Origin of the sequence: Rhodococcus sp. MSC1_016 (assembly GCF_023667485.2) — a bacterium.
Classification (GTDB): Bacteria; Actinomycetota; Actinomycetes; order Mycobacteriales; family Mycobacteriaceae; genus Rhodococcus_F; species Rhodococcus_F oxybenzonivorans.
Window position 1 is genome coordinate 4,281,423 of the sequence record NZ_JAMOZI020000001.1, and the last position, 24,553, is coordinate 4,305,975.

Below are 24,553 nucleotides of genomic sequence, written 5' to 3' on the forward strand. Positions count from 1 at the left end.
GAGTCCGGCTCCCCCTCATTTCCACATCTTCAGCCGGACAGGGCCGCTAGCTCGCCCCGTCCGGCTTTGTCAGATCCTCAGAATCGCGGGTGGTCCCCGGCGAGCTGCGCCCGCAACTCCGATGCGTCGTGCGACTTCTTGATGCTGCCCAACGTCCAGCAGTCGATGTGCCGTGCCGTCAGGACGGCCAGCGCACGATCGACGTCCTCGGGAGCCACGATGGCGACCATGCCGACACCCATGTTGAACGTCTGCTCCATCTCACTGCGCTCGACGCGACCGCGCTGCGCGATCATCGCGAAGATGGGAGCGGGGCTCCAGGTTCCGCGGTCGAGTTCGGCGACGAGCCCCTTGGGCATGACCCGGGCCAGGTTGTTGGCGAGTCCCCCGCCGGTGACGTGGCAGAACGTGCGCACATCAGTCTCGGCGGCGAGGGCCAGGCAGTCCTTCGCGTAGATCTTGGTGGGCTCGAGCATTTCTTCGCCCAGCGTGCGTCCGAACTCGTCGACGTGTGCCGTCAAGCTCATGTGGTCGATCTCGAGCAGCACCTTGCGGGCCAGCGAGTAACCATTGGAATGCAGCCCGGAGGAGCCCATAGCGATCACGACGTCGCCGGGCCGGACCCGGTCCGGACCGAGAAGCTGGTCGGCCTCGACCACGCCGATGCCGGTCGCCGACAGGTCGTAGTCGCCGTCGGCCATCACGCCCGGGTGCTCTGCCGTCTCACCGCCCAGCAGCGCGCAGCCGGCCTGGATGCAACCCTCGGCGATGCCGCTGACCAGCTCGGCGACCCGCTCGGGGACGACCCGTCCGACAGCGATGTAGTCCTGGAGGAACAGCGGCTCGGCGCCGCACACCACGAGATCGTCGACGACCATCGCGACCAGGTCGAGTCCGACCGTGTCGTGCTTGTCGAGCGCCTGGGCGACGGCGAGCTTGGTGCCGACGCCGTCCGTGGAGGCCGCGAGCAGCGGCTCCTTGTAATCACCCTTGAGCGCGAACAGACCCGCGAATCCACCCAGACCACCGAGAACCTCGGGACGGCTGGCCTTCTTGGCCAGGGGCGCGAAGAGTTCCACCGCCCGATCGCCTGCGGCGATGTCGACTCCCGCGGCGGCGTAGGACGCTCCAGGGCGACTTGTCGGATCCTCGGTCATGTGGTTGTTACTCCAGCCTTCTGTTGCTCGTCAATGTGGTGTCGGTCGGGCAATCGAGTGCTGTGATTGCGCCCTTACGGTACCGGAGCACATTCGACGGCCGACCCGATGTACTGGCCTAGGGTCGGCTGAGCGCGTGCGCGTTGTCGTTGTCCCGGGTGGCGGGACCGCCGGCCGCGCTCTCGAGCATTCCCTCGAGGACGTTCTTGCCGATCGACGTTTCCGTCGGAAGTGCGATCGGATAGGTGCCGGTGAAGCACGCCGTGCACAGCCGCGTGGCGGGCTGCTCGGTGGCCGCGATCATCCCGTCGGTGGAGATGTAGCCGAGGGTGTCGGCGCCGATGGATCGGCGGACGCCTTCGAGCATCTCGTCGAAGCTTCCGGGCTCGGCTCCGCCACCGGCGCCGTTGGCGATCAGCTCGGCAGGCGAGGCGAAGTCGATGCCGTAGAAGCAGGGCCATTTGACCGGCGGTGAGGCGATCCGGACGTGGATTTCGAGAGCACCCGCCTCCCGCAGCATCCGGATGAGTGCGCGCTGCGTGTTGCCGCGGACGATGGAGTCGTCCACCACGACGAGACGTTTACCTCGGATGACTTCCTTGAGCGGGTTGAGCTTGAGCCGGATACCGAGCTGACGAATGGTCTGGGACGGCTGGATGAAGGTACGGCCCACGTAGGCGTTCTTCATCAACCCCTGGCCGTACGGAATTCCCGACCCCTGCGCGTACCCGACCGCGGCGGGGGTGCCCGACTCCGGAACCGGAATGACGAGGTCGCCGTCGGCCGGATGCTCGGTGGCGAGTCGACGGCCGATCTCGACGCGGGTGGAGTGCACCGAACGGCCGGCGATGACGCTGTCCGGGCGCGCCAGGTACACGTACTCGAACACGCAGCCCTTGGGCTCGGGGTTCGCGAAACGGGAGGAGCGGACTCCGTCGGCGTCGATGGCGAGGAGTTCACCGGGCTCGATGTCGCGGACGAAGGATGCACCGACGATGTCGAGGGCGGCGGTCTCGCTGGCGACCACCCAGCCGCGGTCCAGGCGGCCGAGACAGAGTGGGCGGATGCCGTGCGGGTCTCGGGCCGCGTAGAGAGTGTGCTCGTCCATGAAGGTGAGACAGAACGCGCCGCGGAGCGTCGGCAGCAGCTTCATGGCCGCCTGCTCGATGGTGCTGTCCGTGGCGGCATGCGCGAGGAGGGCACCGACGACATCCGAATCGGAGGTGGCGCCGCCCGGGCGCTTGTCGTTGACCAGCCCGGCTTCCCGCGCGCGTCCGGCCAACTCCGCCGTGTTCACCAAGTTGCCGTTGTGTCCGAGAGCGATGCCGCTGCCCGCGGCGGTGGTCCGGAAGATCGGCTGGGCGTTCTCCCACGTGGTCGATCCCGTGGTCGAGTACCGGCAGTGCCCTACGGCGACATGCCCGGGCATGGCGGCCAGCGTCTGCTCGTCGAACACCTGACTGACCAGACCGAGGTCCTTGAACACCAGCACCTGGGAGCCGTCCGCGACGGCAATGCCTGCCGCTTCCTGTCCACGGTGCTGCAGAGCATAGAGGCCGTAGTACGTGAGTTTCGCCACATCCTCTCCCGGCGCCCAGACGCCGAAGACGCCGCATTCTTCGCGGGGTTCGTTCTCGTCCTCGTCGGACGGGTTCGAAGAGAGGAGATTAGGACTGTTGACCGACAGATCGGCTCTGGTCACCGGGGTGCTCCCTGGGGATGGGCGTGTGAGGGGCACCCACAGTCTACGTGCCGTCGGCGGTCGGCTCGGCCACGGTGCCCCATGCGTGTGTGCAGATCCGGGATGGACGGGCCCACATCGGTTGGTTTCGATACCGATCGAAAGCTCGGATCGACAGAGTGGGGGTCGTCCGTTGACTGTCCGCACCACGGCTCCGACCGCGGCCACACGCCTCCTCGACGCCTTCGAGGGCGTCATCGGAATACCACTTCCCGTGCGCGTCCGATGCTGGGACGGCTCCGAGGCCGCATCTCCGGCATCGGTATGTCGGAACACGTGGGCGCGTCGGCCACAGGTGCTCGCCGTTCGTCCGTCCGACGACGGGTCGAGTGGGCTGCCGCGCACCCGTTCGTTGTGGCTGGGCTGACTACACCCGCAGCAGCGGCAACCAGTGGGCGATCTCGCCGGCGCGGGCCCCCGACACGGTGACCTCGCCGCCCTGAGTCGCCTCATCGAAGTCGATCAGGCCCGTCACGAGGAGCAACCAGGTCCGCGGGTCGGTTTCCACCACGTTGGGTGGTGTGCCCCTCGTGTGGCGCGGGCCCTCGATGCACTGCACCGCCACGAACGGGGGAACCCTCACCTCGACGCTCGATCCGGGGGCCACCTGCTCGAGAGTTCGGGCGCTGAGCCGGACCGCCGCAGCGAGGACGGTTCGGGACGGCTTCTCGACGGTGTCCCCGCGTAACCACGGGCCGATTTCCAGGACGGCCGCCCTCATCTCGGCTGGGTTCACGGCTCGACGCGGCATGCCTTCAATCTACTGGTCCGGGTTCCGCGGCCCGGGCGGCCACCGCGCCGGCGACGTTGACCGAAAGGTGCAGCAGTGCGGGCGCTACGACGCTGCCGCTCCGGCGCCTCAGCTCTTCGAACAACACTCCCGATGCGGCGGTGACGATCACCGTGCCGAGGACACTGTCGTGCGCGAGTCGGGCTGCCCGAAGGTGCCAGAGTCCGAACGTCACCGCATGCAACGCACGCGCGGTCCGCGGTGACCACTCCCGTTGCAGGACGGCGCTCAGGACGCTGCGGAACAGCAGTTCCTCGGCGACCACCGTGCCCACGGGGATCCGAAACCCGACCCAGCCGTAGAAGTCCGCGGAATGCGCTGCGCGCCGTACCCCACTTCGCCACGGCTGCGCCACTACGGCCGTGGCACCTGCGACCACCGGGATCAGCGCGGCCGCCGCGCCGGATCTCAGTCCCGCAGGCACTGTGGCTGGGGACAGCCCTAGTTCGTTCCGGCTGTACCCGGCGGCGCGCACCACTCCCACCGCTGTCAGCGCCGTTGCGGCGCCGGCGACCGCGCGCCCGTACGGCCCCCACCCGCACCGCGGAAGTATCCCGTTGTTCCACACCACGACCGCCGTTGCCACCAACACAGACGACGATCTGCTCACTTCTCTGGACCCTCGCTACCGGCAAGCATGTCGAGAGCCGTCCGGACCCGCATGGTGTCGAGCGGTGTCCATCCCTCGGGCTGAGCAACGGTGACCCACCCGTCGAGCACGAGCGTCCCGTAATTGTGACCGTGCCCGTCCGGTACTCCGGCCGCGTTGGTGAGATCGGCCGACACCTGCCAGAACGTCACGAAGGGAAACCATTTCATCGACGGTGAGCGGTCGTCGCCCGGCGGTTCCTTCAACCAGTCCGGTCTGGTGAACGCGAGGTCCGGCGACCACCACACCACCGGATCGGATGCGTGTTGCACGTACAGGATCCGGGGAGAGAGCCACTCCCCAGTGTTGTCGACCATGTCGGCGGCGTCGTCGGCGAATCGCACCACCAGACCCGCGGCGTACTCCGGATCCACCTCAGAGGTGCCGGGGTCACGACGCTCGATCAACTGCCCCCACAGACGGTTCGCATTGGGCGGGCCGACCCAGAGCACACCGTCGACGGTCTGCCGGATGTCGGTCAGCGTGTCGAAGGCACCCTCTCCCGCCTGAGTCCCGAGACTCTCGCCGTAGACCAGCAACTTGGGACGGGTTGCCTCGGGCTCCTGGAGCCAACGTTCGTGCACCCGGCCGATGAGTTGTCGTCCCGCCTCGGCGGCCTTGTCTCGGTCGGCGAGGAAGGACACCCAACTCGGCAGGAAGGAATACTGACTGGCCACCAACGCGGTGTTTCCGTTGTGGACGAGCTCGATAGCCTGCGCTGCAGTGGGATTCACCCATCCTGTTCCCGTGGTCGGGATGACCACCAGCACCTCGCGCTGGAATGCCCCGGTCCGCTCGAGTTCGTCGATGACGATGTCCATGCGGGCGTCCGCGTCCTCGGCCGTCTCGAGGCCGGCATAGACACGGATCGGGTTTACGGCCGGTGTGCCGTTCGCTGCAGTGAGACCGGCTGCGTCCAGCCCCCGGGAGACGAAGTTGCGGCCCTCGTACCCGAGCGTGTCCCACGGCGCGAACGACGCCGGGCTGCCCGACTTTTCGGGGTCGACCGGCTGGACGACACCGTCCCGGGTGGACGAATTCTGCAGGCTGAACCCTAGATTGGCGACGGCATAGATGCCGCGTACCAGAACCCCGTCGACGAGGAGGAGAAACAACACCGTGACGATGAGGATGCCCGCTGTCGTGGCGGTGGGAATGGCGAGGTGCCAGCGCCGGATCAGACGGCCCGCTATCCATCGCACCAACTCGCGCAGCAGCCGCCACCCCGAGACGATGGCCCCACCGACCAGCAAGCTGAGCCCACCGGTACGGATGTATCCCGTGGTCGTGGTGCCCTCGGCGCCCATGAGGCCGGCGATCTCCCGCTGCCACGCCGCCGAGTACCCGAGCATCACCAGGCTCACCACCACGGAGGTGACCGTGACGAATACCGTGATCGTGGTGGATCGTGATTCCGGCAGCGGCCACCACGCCTTGCGTCGCAAGAAGTACCGGCGCACGGCCCAACCCAGCGCCGTACCGAACGCATAGCCGATCGCGGCGTTGATCCCCCCGATCAAACCCTGGAACAGCCAGTCACGAGGCAGCAACGACGGGGTGAGTGACCAGCAGAAGAACAGCGTCGCACAGGCGATGCCGGTGACGTCGAGACGCAGGAGACGCCACAATCTTTCGAGCCGGGAGTCGCGAAGACGGATCGATCCACCGAGCCGCGGGCGTTCCCGCGGCTCGGTGTCAATCCTGTCCAGCGCCCCCGATTCGACCACGCATCACCCGAACAACGCCGGCAGGGTCGCTTCTGACGTCGCGCGCAGTTCGGCAAGGGTGATCGAGAATTGTCCCTGGATCTCCACGGAGTCGGAGCCTTCGTCCACCACACCGATGCGCACCCACGGGAGGTTACGTGCCGTGCACATTCCGGTAAAGCGAGTTTCTTCCGTACGCGGGACGGCGACGAGCACACGACCCGACGACTCGGAGAACAAGGTGACGAACGGATCGGCATCGTCGGGAAGCAGGATGCGGCAACCGGTTTCACCGGCGAGCGCGGCCTCGACGACAGCCTGCGCGAGGCCACCTTCCGAGAGATCGTGTGCGGCAGACACCAGGCCGTCACGCGACGACGCCAGGAGGATGTCGGCGAGAAGCTGCTCGCGTTCGAGATCGACCTGCGGGGGGACGCCGCCGAGATGTCCGTGCTCGACCTGCGACCAGATCGAACCGTCGAATTCGTCACGCGTCTCGCCGAGCAGAATCAGCGTTTCACCCGGTTCGAGACCGAGGCCCGTGGGGATGCGCCGGTGCACGTCGTCGATGACGCCGAGCACTGCGACCACCGGGGTGGGCAGGATCGGCGTAGAACCGGTCTGGTTGTAGAAGCTCACGTTGCCACCGGTGACGGGAATGCCCAGCTTGGCGCAACCATCGGCCAGACCGCGCACGGCCTGCTGGAACTGCCACATCACGCCCGGGTCTTCCGGGGATCCGAAATTGAGGCAGTTGCTGACGGCCTTCGGGGTGGCTCCGGTGACGGCAACGTTGCGGAACGCCTCGGCGAGTGCCAGCTGCGCTCCGGTGTACGGGTCGAGTGCGGTGTAGCGGCCGGACGCGTCGGTGGCCAGGGCGATGCCGCGGCCTGTCTCCTCGTCGATGCGGATGACACCGGAATCGGCATTTTCGGCCAGTACCGTGTTGCCGCGGACGTAACGGTCGTACTGCTCGGTGATCCACTTCCGGCTGCACAGAGCCGGCGACGCGATCATCTTCAGCAGCGTCGCCTTCAGCTCCTCGGCGGACTCGGGCCGCTTCAGCCCCGCCGTGGTGTTCGCGACCAGCGCATCCTGGCTCGCGGGCCGCTGCACGGGACGCTCGTACACAGGGCCCTCGTGGGCGACGGTGCGCGGCGGCACGTCGACGACGGTTTCGCCGTGCCAGGAAATCGTGAGACGGTCACCGTCGGTGACCTCACCGATCACCGTGGCGAGAACATCCCACTTCTTGCACACGGCCATGAACGCATCCACGTTCTCGGGCGTCACGACGGCACACATACGTTCCTGCGACTCGCTGGACAGCACCTCTGCCGCCGTCATGCCCGTCGCGCGCATCGGGACCTGCTCGAGGTCGATGTGCATGCCGCCGTCGCCGGCCGCGGCCAACTCGGACGTGGCGCAGGACAGTCCGGCACCGCCGAGGTCCTGGATACCGACCACGAGCTTGGCGGCATACAGCTCGAGACAGCACTCGATGAGCACCTTCTCGGTGAACGGATCGCCCACCTGCACAGCCGGGAGCTTCTTCCGGCCGGTACCCGATTCGTCGCCGTCGAACGTCTCCGACGCAAGCACGGACACGCCGCCGATGCCGTCGAGTCCGGTGCGGGCACCGAACAGAATGATCTTGTTACCGGCGCCCGAGGCGAAGGCGAGATGCAGATCCTCGACGCGCATGGCACCAGCACACAGCGCGTTGACCAGAGGGTTTCCGGCGTACGACTCGTCGAACACGGTTTCGCCGCCCACATTGGGCAGCCCGAGCGAGTTGCCGTAGCCACCGACACCGCGCACCACACCGTCGACCACGCGCCGGGTGTCGGGGGCATCCGCCGCACCGAAACGCAGCTGGTCCATGACGGCGATGGGACGCGCGCCCATGGCCATGATGTCGCGGACGATGCCGCCGACACCGGTGGCCGCACCCTGGTAGGGCTCGACGTAGGACGGATGGTTGTGGCTTTCGACCTTGAAGGTGACGGCCCAGCCGTCACCGATGTCGACCACTCCGGCGTTCTCCCCGATACCGGCGAGCATCGAGGAGCGCATCTCGTCGGTGGTGGTCTCACCGAAGTACTTCAGGTGCACCTTGGAAGACTTGTACGAGCAGTGCTCACTCCACATCACCGAGTACATCGCCAGCTCGGCCTCGGTGGGGCGCCGGCCCAGGATCTCCTTGATACGGGCGTACTCGTCGTCCTTGAGGCCAAGCTCTTTGTAAGGCTGCGCGACTTCGGGGTTCGCGGCGGCGGCGGTGACGGTATCGACCGGGTGTGCTGACACTGGAGGTGTGGTCCCTTCCCTACGGGAGTCAAGAGCGGCAAGCCGGAGTCAGGGCCGGCCGGTGAGCCGGGTGGCGACGAGCCGTACGTCAGTCTATCCGGCACCTTCTTCCGCCATCGACCTGGCGCTCACCGGCCTGCCCGGCGTCAGGCTGTCGGTGTGAGGAACGCCGCAAGGGCGTCGGAGTATGCCCGCACGTCGCGGGCACCCATCAGTTCCCGCGAAGAGTGCATGCCCAGTTGAGCGGCACCGACGTCGACGGTGCTCAGACCGGTTCGTGAGGCGGTGATCGGGCCGATGGTCGACCCGCACGGCAGATCGGCGCGGTGCACATACCTCTGCAACGGCACGCCGGCCTGATCGCACGCCAGCGCGAACGCTCCCGCGCCCGCCGCGTCGGTGGCGTAGCGCAGATTCTGATTGACCTTGAGGACCGGCCCGGCGTTGACGGCGATCTGGTGTGCGGGTTCGTGGCGGTCCGGATAGTTGGGGTGCGTGGCGTGCGCCATGTCGCCCGACGCACACACCGAGCCGGCCATGGCCTGCAGGAATTCTTCGCGCCCGCCACCCCGGCCGAGCACGATGCGCTCGAGAACGGTGTTGAGCAGGTCCGAGAACGCCCCGCGATCCGACATACTCCCGACCTCCTCGTGATCGAAGAGCGCGAGCACGGGCACGTGATCACCTGCCGGGTACTCGGCGGCGGCGAGCAGTGCCTGGGTTCCGGCGTAGCAGGTGCCCTGGTTGTCGAGCCGCGGCGCGCTGACGAGATCCTCCTCCGTCCCGACCACCGCACTGGGCGCGAGGTCGTGGGTCATCAGTTCCCAGCCGAGCACCGAATCCGCGGGCACCTCGGCCCGGTCCGCGACGAAGTCGATGAAGGATCGACGTCCCGAACCGACACCCCAGACCGCGTTGAGGTGTCGTTGCGGGTCGAGGTGCACTCCCTTGCGATCCTCCGACAGGTGAATTGCGAGCTGCGGGACCCGCAGGATCGGTTGGTCGATGCGAACGAGTTTCTGTTCCACCACGTTGCCGACCCGCACGCTCAGGCGTCCCGAGATACCCAGGTCGCGGTCGAGCCACGAATTGAGCCACGCACCCCCGTACGGCTCGAGACCCACCATCTGCCACCCGGCCGACCACAGATCGGGATGCTGCTTGACGCGCAGGTTCGGGCTGTCGGTGTGCCCGCCGACGATGCGGAACGGCGCCGTCCGCCCGACCCGCTCGGTGCTCCAGGCGATGAGTGATCCGCCGCGAACCAGAAAGTAGCGGCCAGGTTCGCCGGGCCACGAGTCCGTCTCGTGCAGCTCGATAAATCCGTTGCCGGACAGCAACATCGACACCGTCGCGCACACATGGAAGGGCGACGGTGACGCATCGACGAAGGTGCACAGGCCCTGGGCGTCGGCCCACGTAGTGGAATGCATGGAGCCAATCATGCAGGACGCGGTGCTAGCTGTGTGGACCCGAGACGCAGAACTGATTGCCGTCGGGATCGGCGAGGGTGACCCAGCGGAATCCGTCCATCTCGCGTTGCGCCACCTCCGTCGCGCCCCCGACGGTCAGTCTGCCCACCTCGCCGTCGAGATTCTCGGACGTCAGGTCGAGGTGAATGCGGTTCTTCCCCGGCGTGGGGTCGTCCACCTTTTGGAAGGCGAGCTTGTACGGCGAGTTCGGAAGCGCGACGACATAGAACCATCCGTCGTTCTCCTGCTCGACCGTGCCCGCAGTCTGCTCCGCCCACCAGGTGGCCAGCGGTCCGGGATCTGTGCTGTCGAAGGTGATCATGCCGAGTTCGAGTGCCATGGGCGCACCCTATCCCCGCTCACCGACACGTTTTCGGCTCCTGCGCGGGCCGCGGTGTCACTCGGAGCCGGTGTGATGTGCAGGATCCCGAGGATCGACAACAGATCCTTGCAATCGTGAGCATCGCGCGAACGCGACGCGACCGCCCGCTGCGCCTTCCGGATCGTGTCGGCATCGATTTCGTGCTCCACCTCGAAGACGGAAGCTTTACGTTCGGCCACGTCGATTTCCTTCCCCGATGTCATCGTGCGGTGTCGGCCTTCAATGAACGGTGTCGCGCTCGCGGATCGCAGCGGGCCACGAACCCGCGAGCGTGTGGCGAGCCGCAACCGACACCACGTCCGCCGCGTCCTGTCGCCGGGAGAACGCCTCCCGCTGCCGCGTAGCGCCGTTGCCCTGAGCCAGGATCTTCTTCACCATCTTCTCCACCCTGCTGCGCTCACCGAACTCGTCGAGTTCCGTCTGCACGTGACGGATCAGCGAGGACAGCTGGCGCGCAGGTGTGATCAACCGCGAAGAGGTGACGTCGAGCAACTGCCCGCTGACGCCTTCGCGCGCGGCACGCAGATAAGCGGCCCGCAGTACCTCGGGCGCCACCGGAAGCGCTAGCCGTCCGGCATGTACCGAACGCTCCGCTGCCGCGACCAGGGCACGAATCAGCGTGGCCACGACCACCGTTTCGTCCACGGTGCCGGGCACGTCACTGACCCGGACCTCGACGGTGGGAAGGTGCGCGGAGGGGCGGACATCCCAGTACACCATCGCCTCGTCGAGAATCCCGCCGGACTCGATCATCACGCCGACCACCGAGTCGTAGTGATCGGCCGATGTGAAGTACGGAGGTGCCCACGAGCACGCCCACCGGCCTCCGAGCACCGCCCGCCAGCTCGCGAACCCGGTGTCACGGCCTCGATGGATCGGAGAGTTCGCGGTCAGCGCGAGGAGAGTCGGCAGCCAGAGCCGCAGATAATTGCACACCTGCACCGCGGTCTCGCGGTCACTGATCGCCACGTGCACGTGGCAACCACACACCTCGTGCTCGGACACGAGAGACCCGTACCGCTCCGCCATCCGCTGGTAACGGGGTACATCGGTGACCGTCGAGAACTCGCCGCACACCGGCGGCACCCCCGTGGACAACAGGGCCGCCCCGTGCTGGGTCGCTGCCGCCGCCGCAACCGAGCGAGCCCCCGCGATCTGCTCGTACAACTGGCGCATTCCGCGGCACACCGGGGTGTTGGTCTCCACCTGGCTCTTCTTCAGCTCCAGATCGAGCGTGCCGCCCAGGCTTCGGGCACTGTCGACGACCTCCCGATTGCACTCGAGCATTCGGTTCGTCGACGCGTCGACGAGGAAGAACTCTTCCTCCACTCCGACCGACGGACCGCGGCTGGAACCGGGTACATCCGATCGTGCGCTGTCGAGTGGTCGCAAACTCATCGTCGCACCCCCACGACGAGCCGCGGGACGTCTATCAGCACGGCCGCACCCCTTCCTCCGCGGTGAGGCGTGGGGCGGCATTCGCACCCAACGCCTCTCATTCGGCGTCGGCGCACTTCCTGACCGACCGGTGACAGAATCCGAATACCCCGGCGCCGGTATTCGAATCACTGCCGCAATCGCAGGTTCGCCAACTTTTCACGAGTTCTGCGCCCAGGGATGCGTACCGAACCCCGATCGGGGCCCTCATGACCGGTCCACACCGGACACGCGTCACCACAGACCGTCGCTCTCACCATCCCGACAGCCGCCGAGGCGGCCCCCGTTCAGGCATCACCGCCGCCCCCGTCAAGGAATGCACATGTTGACGCAGGCCAAAGTCAGGAGTGCCCTTGCGCTGTGACCGCCTCGCATTCGACGTAGCTATAGTCGGCCCGCGCCAGGTCCTCGAGAGGAACCGCCTTACCTGAGGCGTCGGCCAGGGGAATCTTCCAGTTCGGGTACTGGGCATCGCCCGTGCCCGGTTGATTCTGGATGCGGTGCTCGCCGACGAGGTCGACGAGTGCAACTCCCAGCAACATGGAGGGACTCCGGCCGATCAACGCGTACAACGCCTTCACGGTGTCCTCGATCGACGCGCCGTCCTCCGACAGCCCGCGGTCCCGGGCCATCTGCAGAACGGATTCGCGCTGACGCGTGTCGTGTTCTTTCTCGGATTCGAGGTCCCGTTCGAGAAGGCCCAACCGCGAACGCAATTCGATGTGCTCGCCCGCGAGATACCCGGCGGTCGGTGGAAGATCGTGCGTCGTCACGGAAGTCAGACACAGGGAACGGTATTTCTCGGGCGGAATGGGTCCGTCGACGTCGCGCTCGAACCACAGAATCGACGTCCCCAACACGCCGCGTTCGGCGAGATACTCCTGCACCATCGGCTCGAAGACACCCAGGTCTTCGCCGATGACGACGGCCCCCGCGCGTTCCGCCTCGAGAACCAGAATCCCGATGAGGGCTTCGTGGTCGTAGGTGACGTAGGTCCCTTCCGCCGGTGACGCCGCACCCTTCGGTATCCACCACAGTCGGAACAGGCCGAGGATATGGTCGACGCGCAGTCCACCTGCATGCTTGAGCACGGTGCGCAGCATGTCGCGATAGGGGGCATAGCCCAATTCGGCGAGCCGATCGGGCCGCCATGGCGGCTGATCCCAGGACTGGCCCTGCTGGTTGAAGTCGTCAGGTGGAGCGCCGACCGTAATACCTTCCGCGAGAGCGGATCCGAGCGACCAGGCGTCCGCTCCGCCATGCTGGACACCGACCGCCAGGTCGTGCACGACACCGATGTCCATGCCTGCCGCGCGGGCAGCGTGCTGAGCCTCGGCGAGTTGTTCGTCGCAGATCCACTGCAACCAAGAATGGAATTCGATGCGATCGGAGAGCTTGTCGCGTTGTGCTCGCACCCATTCGGTGTCGGGCGAGGCAGCCTTCGTCTGCCATCGCGGGTCCCGCGGAGACAATTTCTCGGCGAGGGCGCACCAGGTCGCGAAGTCGCGGAGCCCGTCCCCTTCGGTGCGGCGGAATTCGTCGAACGCCTGCTGACGACTCGCGCTGCGCTCGACTCGGAAGACCCGCTCGAGTGTCCGGAGTTTGGCGCGGTAGGACCTGTCCCTGTCGATCCGATCGGCCTTGCCGTTGGCCCGCTCGAAACGGGCCGCCGCCTCACGCATACGGGCGTAGTGCGGACGGGGCAGGTACGCGGCCTCCCGGATGTTCTCAACGCGGATGTACAGCGGATTGACGAACCTGCGCGTGGTCGGCAGATAGGGAGACGCCTCGACCGGGGGTTTCGGTTGCGCCGCATGCAGCGGATTCACCAGAACGTAGTCGGCGCCGTGCACGGAACCGAAGATCGTGGCCAAGTCCCCCAGGTCCCCGAAGTCGCCGAGACCCCACGAACGACGGGAACGCACGGAGTACAGCTGGGCAAGGACTCCCCACCGTTGCCGGTCGCTGAGAGAATTCGATGTCGACAACCGGGCCGGCGTGACGACGAGCGTGCACGACTCTGACGTAGCGTCGGACGGATCCGTCCCGTTTCTCCACGTCGACGCGCGGATCTCGTGCCACCCCGAGGGTAGGTCGGCGGGGACGGCGAAAGTCGCGCGGCCGATCAGGGCGCCATCGACCTCTCGCGGATCGACCCACACGTCGAGCTGCCGCGCCGCGACCTCGTCGCCGAATTCGGTGACGATCGTGACGGTGACGGGGTCACCGTGCGGCACGTGGACGACGAAGCGTGCCTCGGTGCCCTGCACTCCGACGACGACCGGTGGCAGTGCCCGTCGCCAAGGAGCCAGTTCGCACTCTGCGAGCGCATCCTCGACCTCGACGTCGGTGTCGGCCGGGACATCCATCGCCGCGAGGACGGTGCGCAGTGTCTCGTCCCCGACCTCGTGACGTTGCTCGTCCCATCCCTCGTACGACGTCGCCACGCCGTGCCGGGCCGCTAGATTCCGCAACTGCTGGCTGTAGCTCACCTTGTCGATCGTGCCAGGTCGACGGTGCGTGCGCGCGCCGTGGACACGGAACTGATTGATCCGGGCGCGTCCCGGGTAATTGGACCCCAATCGACACTGCCGTTCGACTCGACATTGCCGAGAGTGCCCGGTGACAGAGTTCGGACTCACCTCGCACTCTCACCGACCAAGGAGCCCAGATGCTGCTACGTCTTCCTGGAGTCTATCGCCCACAGGACGATACGGAGATGCTGGCTGACGTGATCGCAGCCGAGGAGCTAGGGCCTTCCTCACGCGTTCTCGACCTCTGTGCAGGCACCGGCGCCCTGAGCGTCCGGGCAGCTGAGGCCGGTGCCGGATCGGTCACCGCGGTGGACGTGTCGCTCCGGGCAGTGCTCAGTATCCGGCTCAACGCGCTGACGAGGAGACTCCCGATTCGCGTTCTCCGCGGTGACCTCACCGAGTCGATTCGGTCCGAGCGATTCGATCTCATCGTGTCCAACCCGCCGTACGTTCCCGCACACGACGACGCCCTTCCCGCGCGAGGTGTTGCCCGGGCGTGGGACGCGGGCAAGAACGGTCGCGCCCTGCTCGACAGGATCTGCGCTCAATCACCGGACGTGCTGGCTCCCGGTGGGGTACTCCTCCTCGCCCAGTCCGCGCTCAGTGGGATCGAGAAGACCCAGACGATGCTCGAAGAGCAGAATTTGAGGGTCGAGTTAGCAGCCACGGCACAAATTCCCTTCGGGCCGGTTCTCGAGCGACGGCGGAAGATGCTCGAGGAGCGCGGTCTCATAGAGCCCGGGCAGTCCCGCGAGCAGATCGTCGTGTTTCGAGCCGCGAAGTAGTCGGCGACAGAAGTAGTCGGCAGCAACCGGCATGCCGGTTGCTGAGTGACAACACATTTCCACTCGTTACTCGGCAGTTTTCATTGCCGAAACATGCGCGGCACGCTATCCTGAGCGAAGGTTGAGCACGCAGCCGACGCCGGGATTCGTCGCCGCGCGGGAATTTCAAGACTCAACCCCACTCGGTTTCAGCGATTTTCGCGCCTTCCTTCCCGAGGCAAGCTAGGACCACACTATGGGTGTCGCGGTGGACGATGTTGCCCTCACAACCTCGACGACGCCTGCAGCGAATCGGCCGGAATGTCCGGTCGGATCCTCACACCGCTATTCGCTGCTCGATGCACTTGTCTCCGTCCGGATTCGACCGGACATTCAGTGGGAATACTGCTATCACACGATGATTCGGCATCGAGTCGAGGCAATTCCTCGATCGGCGCTCGATTGCAACCAATCTTGAAGAGAGAACCGATGTCCCACAACGTAGTCGATCTACGATCACAGCCCCTACGACAGCAGCGCACCGAACGTGACGTACTGGCCACGGCGGAGCACATCCTGATCGAGTGCCGCGGATACAGCGGCGACGCAGCGTTCGACGAACTGATGGATGTGGCGCGCAGGCACCACGTCGATGTTCGCCGCGCCGCGGAACGTCTCATCGATCTGGCGGCAAAGGATTCTCGCGCAGTAGCAGAGGCCAGTCGACTCCACGGGGCCGAGACGGCCGCCCTGGACGAGACCTGGGCACCCATGCTCGCCAACCGACACGCAAGTTGAGAGAGCCGATACCAACAATGACCGGACCGAAGACGCACACCGCGCCCGCAACGGCGACCCCGGCGAAACGCAGGTCGTCGATGAGTACCGAAGAGATCAAATCGCGTATAGAAGCGATGTTCGCGCACGACGAAGCGCCCGAGAACCGCAACTGACATAGGGCCGCAACTGACAACGGAGGGGCGTGTGACGTCGAGAGTGAAGCATCCTGTGCGGCGGTTGTTGTTCATCGGCAACCCAACCCAGTTCATCGAGGTGATTCATTGGGCCGCGATGCGGGTGTGGGCGACCGGCCACGGGCTGGAAACCACCAGGACATTCGCCGGCGGGCCGGTGGTGTGTGCGGTCGCCACCGAAGACGTTCTCGATGGCCTCTGTCTTCCTTCCGAGGCCACCATGTTGCAGCGAGTCCGCAGAGAAGGCATTCCGTGCATCAGCGTGCACGACGCTCCCGAACGCATCATCGATGAGATCGGTGCACTGACGCCGTTAACGGTCCTGCACACCGAAGCCGACGCCGAGTCGCTCATCGAGAGCGACAAGGCATCGGCGTAGGGCGAAACGTCCAGGTCAGGCGGAAATGACGCTGTCGAGGACGGAATAGAACATGCCGAGCCCATCGTCGCTGGGACCGGTGAGAGCTTCGGTGGCGTGCTCCGGGTGTGGCATCAGGCCGACGACACGTCCGTTGGCTGAGGAGATGCCGGCGATTGCGCCCTGAGACCCGTTGGGGTTGTCGCCCGCGAACCGGAAGACGACCCGGCCTTCACCCTCGAGCTCGTCCAGTACTTTCTTGGGAGCCTGGTAACGGCCCTCACCCGACTTCAGCGGAATGAGAATCTCGGCACCCGACTCGTAACGCGACGTCCACGCCGTCGATGTGGATTCCACCCTGAGCCACTCGTCACGGCAGATGAAATGCAGGCCCTCGTTGCGGGTGAGTGCGCCCGGCAGCAGACCGGCCTCGCACAGCACCTGGAAACCGTTGCAGATACCGAGGACGGGCATGCCCCCCTGAGCTGCCTGAACGACCTTGCCCATGACGGGGGCGAAGCGCGCGATCGCGCCTGCTCGCAAATAGTCACCGTACGAGAAGCCACCCGGGACGATGACCGCGTCGACGCCCTTGAGGTCGGCGTCTCCGTGCCAGAGGTTCACGGCCTCGCCGCCGGCGAGTTTCACCGCACGGACGGCGTCGACGTCGTCGAGGGTGCCGGGGAAAGTGATGACTCCGACGCGTGCACTCATGCTTCGACGCGCCTCACGGTCCAGTCCTCGATCACCGTGTTGGCCAGCAGGGCCTCGGCGATCTTCTCGAGCTGCGCGTCGTCGACGCTGCCGTCGACCTCGAGCTCGAAACGCTTCCCCTGGCGGACATCCGAGATTCCAGCGAACCCGAGCCGCGGCAGGGCCCCGGCAATGGCCTGCCCCTGGGGGTCGAGAATCTCGGCCTTGGGCATGACTTCGACGACGACACGGGCCACGTGCTGCTCCTCGTTAGTAGTGCGCGAGCCCAGAGTGGAACACCGGGCACTAGGGAGTTTACCGGGCCACCGGTGTGCAGCCCGCATCGGACGGAGGGCGCGCATACTCGAATCCATGCGACTGACTCACTTCGGCCACAGCTGCGTCCTCGTCGAGTTGAACGGTTCCACGATCCTGTTCGATCCGGGCAACTTCTCGCACGGATTCGAGGGCCTCACCGGGCTCGACGCGATCCTGGTCACGCATCAGCACCCCGACCATGTCGACCAGCAGCGATTGCCGGCTCTCGTCGAGGCGAACCCCGACGCAGCGCTGTACTCGGATCCGCAGACCGCGGCGCAGCTCGGCGGTAGATGGACGGGGGTGCATGCCGGCGACGAGTTCGACATCGGCGACGTCCATGTCACCGGCACCGGCGGTACGCACGCCGTGATCCACCCCGACATCCCGATGATCGACAACACCGCTTACCTGCTCGGCGACTCCGGCGATCCGGCACAGCTCCTGCATCCGGGCGACTCGCTGTTCGTCCCGGAACAGAAGGTGGACGTGCTGGCTCTGCCCGCCGCGGCGCCGTGGTTGAAGATATCCGAGGCGATCGACTACCTACGCGCCGTTGCGCCGCGGGTCGCCGTACCCATTCATCAAGCGATCATCGCCGACCAGGCCACCGGCATCTTCTACGGTCGTTACACCGACATGGCACCGGCAGGAACCGAATTCCGCACCCTTCCCAGCGAGTCGAGCGTCGAGGTGGCCTGACGCCCCTGTGAGTACTTCTCAACCGCCCACTGTTAAGAAGTACTCACGGGTCAGGCGGCGCCCACCCGGGGATGTCGCGGCTGCCACCGGTAGACCGTCGGCTCCGCGCCGTACTGAAGGGCCAGGTCGACGGCGTCGAGCATCGCCTGCCGCGGGCCGGGGGTACCCAACTGTTTGGCCGTGACCGCGAGGCGGACCACTCCCCCGCGCTTCGCCGCGCGCCCCGAGCCGTGGACGAGCGCCCGACACCACCACGGTTCCGCCCGGAACCCCTCGCCGATGCCCAGTACGCGCGACCGTACGGACGACCCCCGTTCGAGGTCGTGGATAGCGGTCATGTTCGCGAGGAGCCGGAACCCCGCGGAAGGCAGGGCCGCGACAGCACCCTGCGACGCCAGCCAGCGCGGCGGTGCGAACACCCGGGTGCGCAGGCCGGTCTGCTCCATCACGCGGTCGGCGGCGATCAACCGCAGTCGGGCTTCGTGTTCGGGGAGTGCCGCGAACTCTGCGCGACGACGTTTGGTGGCGGCTTGGTCGTAGCCGTGCAGGACAACGGCGTCGCCCCGGGAACGGCGCAGACGCAGCCAGTCCTGCGTCGCCGGGTCGTTGACCAGGCGGTATTTGTCTTTCAGGCGCGGAGCGACCAGCAGCGACAGCGGCACACCCCGCGCGTCCATCTCCTCGGCGAACGCGGCGGCGAAGTCGCGCGTTTCCTGTCGAAGCCCTGACACCGACACGAGCAACTGTCCGGTCATGGCTTCCAGGGTGACAGCCCAAGGTGAACGCCAGGCAAAGGTCGTGCGCCTTTCTGGTCGCCTGGGCCACCAGAAAGGCGCACGAGCCCGAAGGGCCTACTTCGGCAGGACAGCCTCGATCGCGGCGACGACCTCGGGGGCGTCGGGTTCGGTGCGCGGACGGAACCGGTTCACGACGGTGCCGTCGGGTGCGACGAGGAACTTCTCGAAGTTCCATTGCACGTCCCCCGCCTCCCCGTCGGCGTCGGCAGCCTTGGTCAGCTCCTCGTACAGCGGATGACGATTGTCGCCGTTCACCTCGATCTTCTCGAGCAGGGGGAAGGTGACGCCGTAGGTGGTGGAGCAGAACGTCTCGATCTCCTCGGCAGTCCCGGGCTCCTGTCCCATGAACTGGTTGCACGGAATCCCGATGACGGTGAGACCGCGGTCGGCGTAATCGGTCGCCAGCTTTTCGAGGGTCTTGTACTGGGGGGTGAGCCCACACTTGGAGGCCACGTTCACCACGAGAACTGCGCGCCCGTCGTATTCGCCGAGCGAGGTGGGCACGCCGCCCAGGGTGTTGATGGCAATGTTCTGCACAGGAGTCGTCATGACACCCAACGTAGCGACAACAAGCGCTGTGCGCCCAAGCGGAGATCCGCCCGGGCGCACAGCGCTTCCGTGCTCGTTCGTGGTGTCAGTGGGTGAGCAGCACGCGGGAGTCGTCTTCGCGGGCAGGGGTTGCCTTCTCCGGCTCGACGACTTCACCGTGACCGTCGTCGACCATGGTCTCCTCGTCGAAGGGCAGCTTTCCGTCGAGGACCTTGCGGACGCGGTCGTTGTCGACGGTGTCCGTCCACGAGCCGACGAGCAGCGTCGCGACGGCGTTGCCGGAGAAGTTGGTGACGGCGCGCGCCTCGGACATGAAGCGGTCGATGCCGACGATCAGTCCGACGCCGTCGAGCAGTTCGGGGCGGTGGCTCTGCAGCCCACCGGCGAGGGTAGCGAGACCTGCACCGCTCACCCCGGCGGCGCCCTTGGACGCGATGATCATGAACAGCAGCAGCGACAGCTGCTCGGGAAGCGACAGCGGCTGGCCCATCGCGTCGGCGATGAAGATCGATGCCATGGTCAGGTAGATCGCGGTGCCGTCGAGGTTGAACGAGTATCCGGTCGGGACCACGACGCCGACGGTGGTGCGCTCGACGCCGATGTGCTCCATCTTCGCGATGAGGCGGGGCAGGGCCGACTCGGACGAGGACGTGGCGAAGATCAGCAGGTACTCGCGGGCCAGGTAGCGGACGAGCTTGAAGATGGACACTCCGGCGACGACGCGCAGGATCGATCCGAGAACACCGAAGACGAAGATCAGGCAGGTCAGGTAGAAGCCCAGCATCAGGGTCGCGAGCTGAACGACTGCGCCGAGTCCGGTCTGTCCGACGACGTTGGCGATGGCGCCGAAAGCACCGATCGGGGCCAGCCACAGGATCATCGACAGGATCTTGAACACGAGCTTCTGCACGTAACCGACTCCGCGCAGGATCGGCTCACCCTGCTTACCCAGCGCCTGCAGACCGAAGCCGACGAGCAGGGCCACGAACAGGGTCTGCAGGACGTTGCCCTCGGTGAGCGCGGACAGGAGCGACGTGGGAATGATCGACCCGATGAACTCGACGGTGCCGCCTGCGCCGTGCGCCTTCTCGGCCAGCTGGGCACCGGTTCCGGCGGTGTCTGGGCTGACGTTCAGGCCGCTGCCCGGGTCGAGGAGGTTGCCCACCACCAAGCCGATGCCGAGGGCGACGGTCGACATGCCGATGAAGTAGGTGAGAGCGAGCCCGCCGACCTTCCCGACCTTGGCCGCTGCCTTCACCGACCCGATTCCCAGCACGATGGTGCAGAAGATCACCGGGCTGATCATCATCTTGATCAGGTCGACGAACATCGTGCCCAGGACACCGAGCGATTTGCCTGCCCCCGGCGCGAGCCATCCGACGAGTACGCCCGCGACCACGGCGACGATGACCCCCATGTACAACCAGTGGGTACGGTCTCGCTTCTTCGTTTTCCCTGTCGCAGTACTCATGGGGTGGTCCTCCAGTTCGAATGGCAAGCTGATCGATAAGCCGGGTAGTGACCGCGATCACGTCTTGTAGAGAATCTTGTAAGCGATCGCTCGGTTGGAGAAGTTTGTGTTCATTACGTTCAGGAGAGCTGCGGTGCGACGACGACTGCCGAGACGGCCCATGAGCGTGGCGCGTCAGCTCTTCCTCCTGCAATTGGTGGTCTTGACGCTGGTGATCGCTGCGGGAACTCTGCTTGCCGTCCTCGATCAGCGACGCGACAGCGACGACAGCACCCGGCGTGCGGTGACGGCGGTGGCCACGGCTCTGGCCCTGTCCGACGGCACCGTCGCAGCGCTGCGCACTCCCGACCCCAGCGCGATTCTCCAACCGCAGACCGAACGGATCCGCACGGCCACCGGAACCGACTTCATCGTGGTGATGGCCCCGGACCGCACGCGCTTCACGCACACCAGCCCGGAGCTCATCGGTGGCACGTTCTCCGGAAACATCGAGCGTGCCCTCGCCGGGGAAACGTTCACCGAGACCTACGCCGGTTCGCTCGGTCCGTCCATCCGGGCGGTGGCCCCCATCTACGACGGTGGCCGCATCGTCGGTCTCGTCTCGGTGGGTGTCACCCGCGAGAAGATCGGTGGCCAGGTGGCGAAGAGCCTGCCCACCATCTTCGCAGTCGCCGCTATCGGGCTGGGCGTGTCCGCGGCCGGCTCGTTCCTGCTCAGCAGGCGTCTACGACGGCAGACACTCGGAATGGCGCCCGACGAGCTGCGCCGCATGTACGAGCACCACGCTGCCGTTCTGCATTCGATCGGCGAGGGCCTGGTGGTTCTCGGTCGAACCGACGGCGACGACGCGACGGCCGAGGTGGTGAACGACGAGGCCCGCCGACTACTCGACCTCCCCGACGGCCCGGTGCCCGTTTCCGCCCTGCCACCGTCGCTGCGTACGGCCACCGCCCCCGCCCCGTCGGACACCGGCGAGCCGCGCGACGAGATACATCTGACAACCGACCGCGTTCTCCTCGTCAGCCGCGAACCCGTCGAATGGGAGGGACAGCGCATCGGCACGGTACTGACCTTGCGCGACCGCACCGAAATGCAAAGCGTGATGGGTGAACTCGACTCGGTTCGCGGGTTCGCCGAGTCCTTGCGTTCACAGGCCCACGAGTCGGCCAACCGGCTACACACCATCATCACGATGGTGGAACTGGGCCGCTACGACGACGCGATCGCGTTCGCCACGGATGATCTGCGTCTGTCCCAGGAGCTGATCGACCGGCTGATGACGGCGGTACACGAACCGGCACTGGCAGCGCTGTTGCTCGGCAAGGTGGGTGTTGCGGCGGAACGGGGCGTCGACTTGATCGTCACCGAGGACACCGCATTGGGTCCCGTCACGCCGCTCACTGCGCGGGAACTGGTCACCCTGGTGGGTAACCTCGTGGACAATGCCATCGACGCCGCGCGCGGATCTGCGGAGCAGACGACCGACGGACCCTGGGTGGAAGTCACTGTATGCGAGGAGGATTCGTCGATGGTCGTGCGTGTTGCGGATAGTGGTCCGGGCATTCCCGCGGAGGAGTTCGACAAGGCCGTCACCCGTGGCTATTCCACGAAATCCGGCCAGCGTGGGCTGGGACTCGCCCTCGTCGTGCAGGTCGTGACACGCCACGGAGGAACGATCCGCACCGAACCGTCACTGGGCTCGATGATCGTCGTCGAGATACCGATCGCCGGAGCGGCTTCGTGATTCGAGTGATGATCGTCGAGGACGAGCCGCTGATCGCCGAGGCTCATCGTGCGTATGTCGAGCGGGTGCCCGGGTTCTCCGTGCATACCGTCGTCCATGACGGCAGCAGTGCGATGCGCGCCGTGGCGGAAGCCGGCAGCACCGAGGATCCGATCGACCTCGTCCTGCTGGACTTCGGTTTGCCGGATTCGAGTGGTCTCGATGTTGCGGCCGCGCTGAGCGGGATCCGGCCCAGCCCCGACGTCATCGCTGTCACCTCGGCCCGCGACCTCGAGTTGGTGCGCACCGCGGTGGCCCGCGGGATCGCGTTGTATCTGCTGAAGCCGTTCACCTTCGCCGCGTTCCGCGACAAACTGGAACGGTACCGCGAGTTCCGGGATGCGCTTCCGGCCGGCAGTAACGCGTTGAGCCAGCAGGACATCGACCGGGCAATGTCTGCCCTGCGCACCTCCGATGAACGCGCGAGTGCGCCGAAAGGTGTGGCTCCGCAGACCCTCGACCACGTCTCCGCGTGCATCCGGGACGCAGCAGGACCCCTGACTGCCGCCGAGGTGGCCGCCGCGATCGGTGTGTCCCGCGTGACCGCATGGCGGTACCTCGAGCGACTGGCCGACGACGGCGTCCTCGCCCGGCACACGGAGTACGGCCGGGCGGGACGACCGCAGATTCGGTACGCGTTGCGCTGAGGAAACCCGTATGGGGAATCCTCCGTCAGCCACCCCGCTTGCTGCGGAGAGCGCCGACGCCGTTCCGGTTGATCATCGACGCCGCGGTCTTCCACCACGGCCGATCGAGGTCGGGGTCCATGCCGGCGCCCAGCCGCTCCAGCTGGTCGGTGTGCCATTGCAGATCCAGGGCGCCGTCCAGTGCCCGGAGGTTCGCGATCCGGGACAGTCCGCCGCGCAGACCGAAAGAGACCGGGGTCGCGTCGACTCGGTCACCGCCCGCCACGAGAAGCGCCGATCCCGCGTCGGGGGTGGTCACCGTCGGACGGCCGAGACCGATCACGTCGCACACTCCGGAATCGACGGCCCGGGCCATGGCTGAGCGCGACCGGAATCCGCCGGTGACCGCAAGCGGTACGTCACCCGCCGCCTCGCGCACCGACGCGGCGTAATCGAGGAAATAGGCCTCCCGCTGCCTCGTACTGGTGGATACGCTCGCGTTCCGGCCCATCATGGCCGGGGATTCGTAGCTGCCGCCGCTGATTTCGATAAGGTCGATGCTCTCCGAGGACAGCTGCTCGACCACCGAGCGTGACTCCGTTTCGGTGAATCCGCCGCGCTGGAAATCTGCCGAGTTCAGTTTGATGCCGACAGCGAAGCTCGGTGCCACGACGGAGCGGATCCGGCGGACTATTTCGAGAACGAACCGCATTCTTCGTTCGGAGTCGCCGCCCCAGCGGTCGGTGCGCTGATTGGAGAGCGGTGAGAGGAACTGCGAGACCAGGTATCCATGCGCACCGTGTATCTCGACACCGTTGAATCCCGCCGTCTCCGCTATGCCCGCAGCCGCGGCGAAACGATCGATGATGTTCTCGATCTCCGATTCGGTCAGTGCACGTGGTGTGGTCATTCCCGGGATGTTCGACGCCACCGCCGAGGGAGCGACGGGGCGAGTGCGAGTGACGAGTGGATTTGCCTGTCGTCCGGGATGATTCAGCTGCATCCAGATGGGTGCGCCGCCGTCCTGGGTTGCCTTGGCCCACCGTTGGAGCCCGTCGAGGTCTCGGTCGTCGTCGAGGACCACATTGCCCGGTTCGCCCAGGTGGCTGCGATCGACCATGACGTTTCCGGTGACGACCAGTCCGTAGCCGCCACTGCCCCAGCGGGTGTACAGGCGTTCGAGGCGTGGGTCGGGACCATGGCCCTTGTTCGCGAGTCCCTCACTGAGTGCCGCCTTCATCAGCCGGTTGGGCATGCGCTGACCACAGGGAAGCTCCAGTGGGTCGATCAGGTCGGCGCTCATGTTCTTTCCGGTGGGGTCGTTGTTCATACGAGGTTCC

The 24,553-nt window shown here is 66.4% G+C and carries 23 protein-coding genes; 6 read left to right on the plus strand and 17 right to left on the minus strand.

The features are described 5' to 3' along the window. Window positions 1-77 precede the first annotated feature (77 nt). From purM to malQ, 11 genes are all read right to left on the minus strand, one after another. Complete coding sequence (gene purM / locus L1080_RS19840; RefSeq protein WP_159919629.1) at window positions 78-1,157, minus strand: phosphoribosylformylglycinamidine cyclo-ligase; 1,080 nt, start codon at window positions 1,155-1,157, stop codon at window positions 78-80. Between the two features lie 118 nt (window positions 1,158-1,275). Beyond that, a complete protein-coding gene (gene purF / locus L1080_RS19845) occupies window positions 1,276-2,859 on the minus strand; it encodes an amidophosphoribosyltransferase (protein ID WP_109327225.1) in 1,584 nt (527 codons plus the stop codon). Window positions 2,860-3,265: 406 nt separating this feature from the next. Next, on the minus strand, window positions 3,266-3,649 hold the full coding sequence (locus tag L1080_RS19850) for a sterol carrier family protein (protein ID WP_250770696.1): 384 nt from the start codon (window positions 3,647-3,649) through the stop codon (window positions 3,266-3,268). A gap of 4 nt (window positions 3,650-3,653) precedes the next feature. Next, entirely contained in the window at window positions 3,654-4,298 is a 645-nt protein-coding gene (locus L1080_RS19855) for a CPBP family intramembrane glutamic endopeptidase (RefSeq protein ID WP_159919627.1), read from the minus strand. Further along, a complete protein-coding gene (locus tag L1080_RS19860) occupies window positions 4,295-6,064 on the minus strand; it encodes an alpha/beta hydrolase (protein WP_250770698.1) in 1,770 nt (589 codons plus the stop codon). The genes L1080_RS19855 and L1080_RS19860 overlap by 4 nt, the downstream gene beginning before the upstream one ends. Window positions 6,065-6,067: 3 nt before the next feature. Next, window positions 6,068-8,353 carry a phosphoribosylformylglycinamidine synthase subunit PurL gene (gene purL, locus L1080_RS19865; protein WP_250770700.1) on the minus strand — a complete coding sequence of 762 codons (2,286 nt, stop codon included), beginning with the start codon at window positions 8,351-8,353 and terminating at the stop codon, window positions 6,068-6,070. A 146-nt stretch (window positions 8,354-8,499) separates the two neighbouring features. After that, the gene (locus L1080_RS19870) at window positions 8,500-9,786 is read right to left on the minus strand and encodes a M18 family aminopeptidase (RefSeq protein WP_250770702.1); all 1,287 of its coding nucleotides are present in this window, start codon (window positions 9,784-9,786) and stop codon (window positions 8,500-8,502) included. A gap of 25 nt (window positions 9,787-9,811) precedes the next feature. Next, a complete protein-coding gene (locus L1080_RS19875) occupies window positions 9,812-10,165 on the minus strand; it encodes a VOC family protein (RefSeq protein ID WP_250770704.1) in 354 nt (117 codons plus the stop codon). Then, entirely contained in the window at window positions 10,144-10,386 is a 243-nt protein-coding gene (locus L1080_RS19880) for a hypothetical protein (RefSeq protein ID WP_250770706.1), read from the minus strand. The genes L1080_RS19875 and L1080_RS19880 overlap by 22 nt, the downstream gene beginning before the upstream one ends. Before the next feature lie 40 nt (window positions 10,387-10,426). After that, window positions 10,427-11,605 (minus strand): carboxylate-amine ligase, encoded by a 1,179-nt coding sequence (locus L1080_RS19885; protein ID WP_250770708.1) that lies wholly within the window; start codon window positions 11,603-11,605, stop codon window positions 10,427-10,429. A 380-nt stretch (window positions 11,606-11,985) separates the two neighbouring features. After that, window positions 11,986-14,136 carry a 4-alpha-glucanotransferase gene (malQ, locus tag L1080_RS19890; protein WP_250770711.1) on the minus strand — a complete coding sequence of 717 codons (2,151 nt, stop codon included), beginning with the start codon at window positions 14,134-14,136 and terminating at the stop codon, window positions 11,986-11,988. Between the two features lie 179 nt (window positions 14,137-14,315). Between malQ and L1080_RS19895 the strand changes: the two genes are divergently transcribed. From L1080_RS19895 to L1080_RS19905, 3 genes are all read left to right on the plus strand, one after another. Further along, entirely contained in the window at window positions 14,316-14,963 is a 648-nt protein-coding gene (locus L1080_RS19895) for a HemK2/MTQ2 family protein methyltransferase (RefSeq protein WP_250770714.1), read from the plus strand. 468 nt (window positions 14,964-15,431) lie between these two features. After that, complete coding sequence (locus L1080_RS19900) at window positions 15,432-15,740, plus strand: ANTAR domain-containing protein (protein ID WP_159919611.1); 309 nt, start codon at window positions 15,432-15,434, stop codon at window positions 15,738-15,740. Between the two features lie 186 nt (window positions 15,741-15,926). Further along, window positions 15,927-16,295 (plus strand): hypothetical protein, encoded by a 369-nt coding sequence (locus tag L1080_RS19905; protein ID WP_159919609.1) that lies wholly within the window; start codon window positions 15,927-15,929, stop codon window positions 16,293-16,295. 15 nt (window positions 16,296-16,310) lie between these two features. On the opposite strand, the gene purQ is transcribed toward L1080_RS19905, so the two are convergent. Together purQ and purS are read right to left on the minus strand one after the other, a co-directional pair. Continuing rightward, a complete protein-coding gene (gene purQ, locus L1080_RS19910) occupies window positions 16,311-16,988 on the minus strand; it encodes a phosphoribosylformylglycinamidine synthase subunit PurQ (RefSeq protein ID WP_159919607.1) in 678 nt (225 codons plus the stop codon). Beyond that, a complete protein-coding gene (gene purS, locus L1080_RS19915) occupies window positions 16,985-17,224 on the minus strand; it encodes a phosphoribosylformylglycinamidine synthase subunit PurS (protein WP_109327158.1) in 240 nt (79 codons plus the stop codon). Before purS ends, purQ begins: the two co-directional genes overlap by 4 nt. A 115-nt stretch (window positions 17,225-17,339) precedes the next feature. Here purS and L1080_RS19920 point away from each other — a divergent pair, with 115 nt between their 5' ends. Then, window positions 17,340-17,987, plus strand: a complete 648-nt coding sequence (locus tag L1080_RS19920; protein WP_250770722.1) for an MBL fold metallo-hydrolase — start codon at window positions 17,340-17,342, stop codon at window positions 17,985-17,987. A 50-nt stretch (window positions 17,988-18,037) separates the two neighbouring features. Here L1080_RS19920 and L1080_RS19925 read toward each other — a convergent pair whose 3' ends face one another. The 3 genes from L1080_RS19925 to L1080_RS19935 form a co-directional block, all read right to left on the minus strand. Then, window positions 18,038-18,742 carry a DUF2334 domain-containing protein gene (locus L1080_RS19925; RefSeq protein ID WP_159919603.1) on the minus strand — a complete coding sequence of 235 codons (705 nt, stop codon included), beginning with the start codon at window positions 18,740-18,742 and terminating at the stop codon, window positions 18,038-18,040. A 96-nt stretch (window positions 18,743-18,838) separates the two neighbouring features. Next, window positions 18,839-19,333: a glutathione peroxidase gene (locus tag L1080_RS19930; protein ID WP_159919601.1), complete on the minus strand. Its 495-nt coding sequence runs from the start codon at window positions 19,331-19,333 to the stop codon at window positions 18,839-18,841. 85 nt (window positions 19,334-19,418) lie between these two features. Beyond that, window positions 19,419-20,804, minus strand: a complete 1,386-nt coding sequence (locus L1080_RS19935; RefSeq protein ID WP_250770725.1) for a cation:dicarboxylate symporter family transporter — start codon at window positions 20,802-20,804, stop codon at window positions 19,419-19,421. A 160-nt stretch (window positions 20,805-20,964) separates the two neighbouring features. On the opposite strand from L1080_RS19935, the gene L1080_RS19940 reads away from it, so the two are divergent. Both L1080_RS19940 and L1080_RS19945 read left to right on the plus strand, forming a co-directional pair. Beyond that, window positions 20,965-22,548 carry a sensor histidine kinase gene (locus L1080_RS19940; RefSeq protein ID WP_250770728.1) on the plus strand — a complete coding sequence of 528 codons (1,584 nt, stop codon included), beginning with the start codon at window positions 20,965-20,967 and terminating at the stop codon, window positions 22,546-22,548. Further along, window positions 22,545-23,234 carry a response regulator gene (locus L1080_RS19945; protein ID WP_159919595.1) on the plus strand — a complete coding sequence of 230 codons (690 nt, stop codon included), beginning with the start codon at window positions 22,545-22,547 and terminating at the stop codon, window positions 23,232-23,234. The genes L1080_RS19940 and L1080_RS19945 overlap by 4 nt, the downstream gene beginning before the upstream one ends. Window positions 23,235-23,259: 25 nt before the next feature. Here L1080_RS19945 and L1080_RS19950 read toward each other — a convergent pair whose 3' ends face one another. Then, on the minus strand, window positions 23,260-24,543 hold the full coding sequence (locus L1080_RS19950; protein ID WP_250770763.1) for an NADH:flavin oxidoreductase/NADH oxidase family protein: 1,284 nt from the start codon (window positions 24,541-24,543) through the stop codon (window positions 23,260-23,262). Window positions 24,544-24,553: the final 10 nt, after the last annotated feature.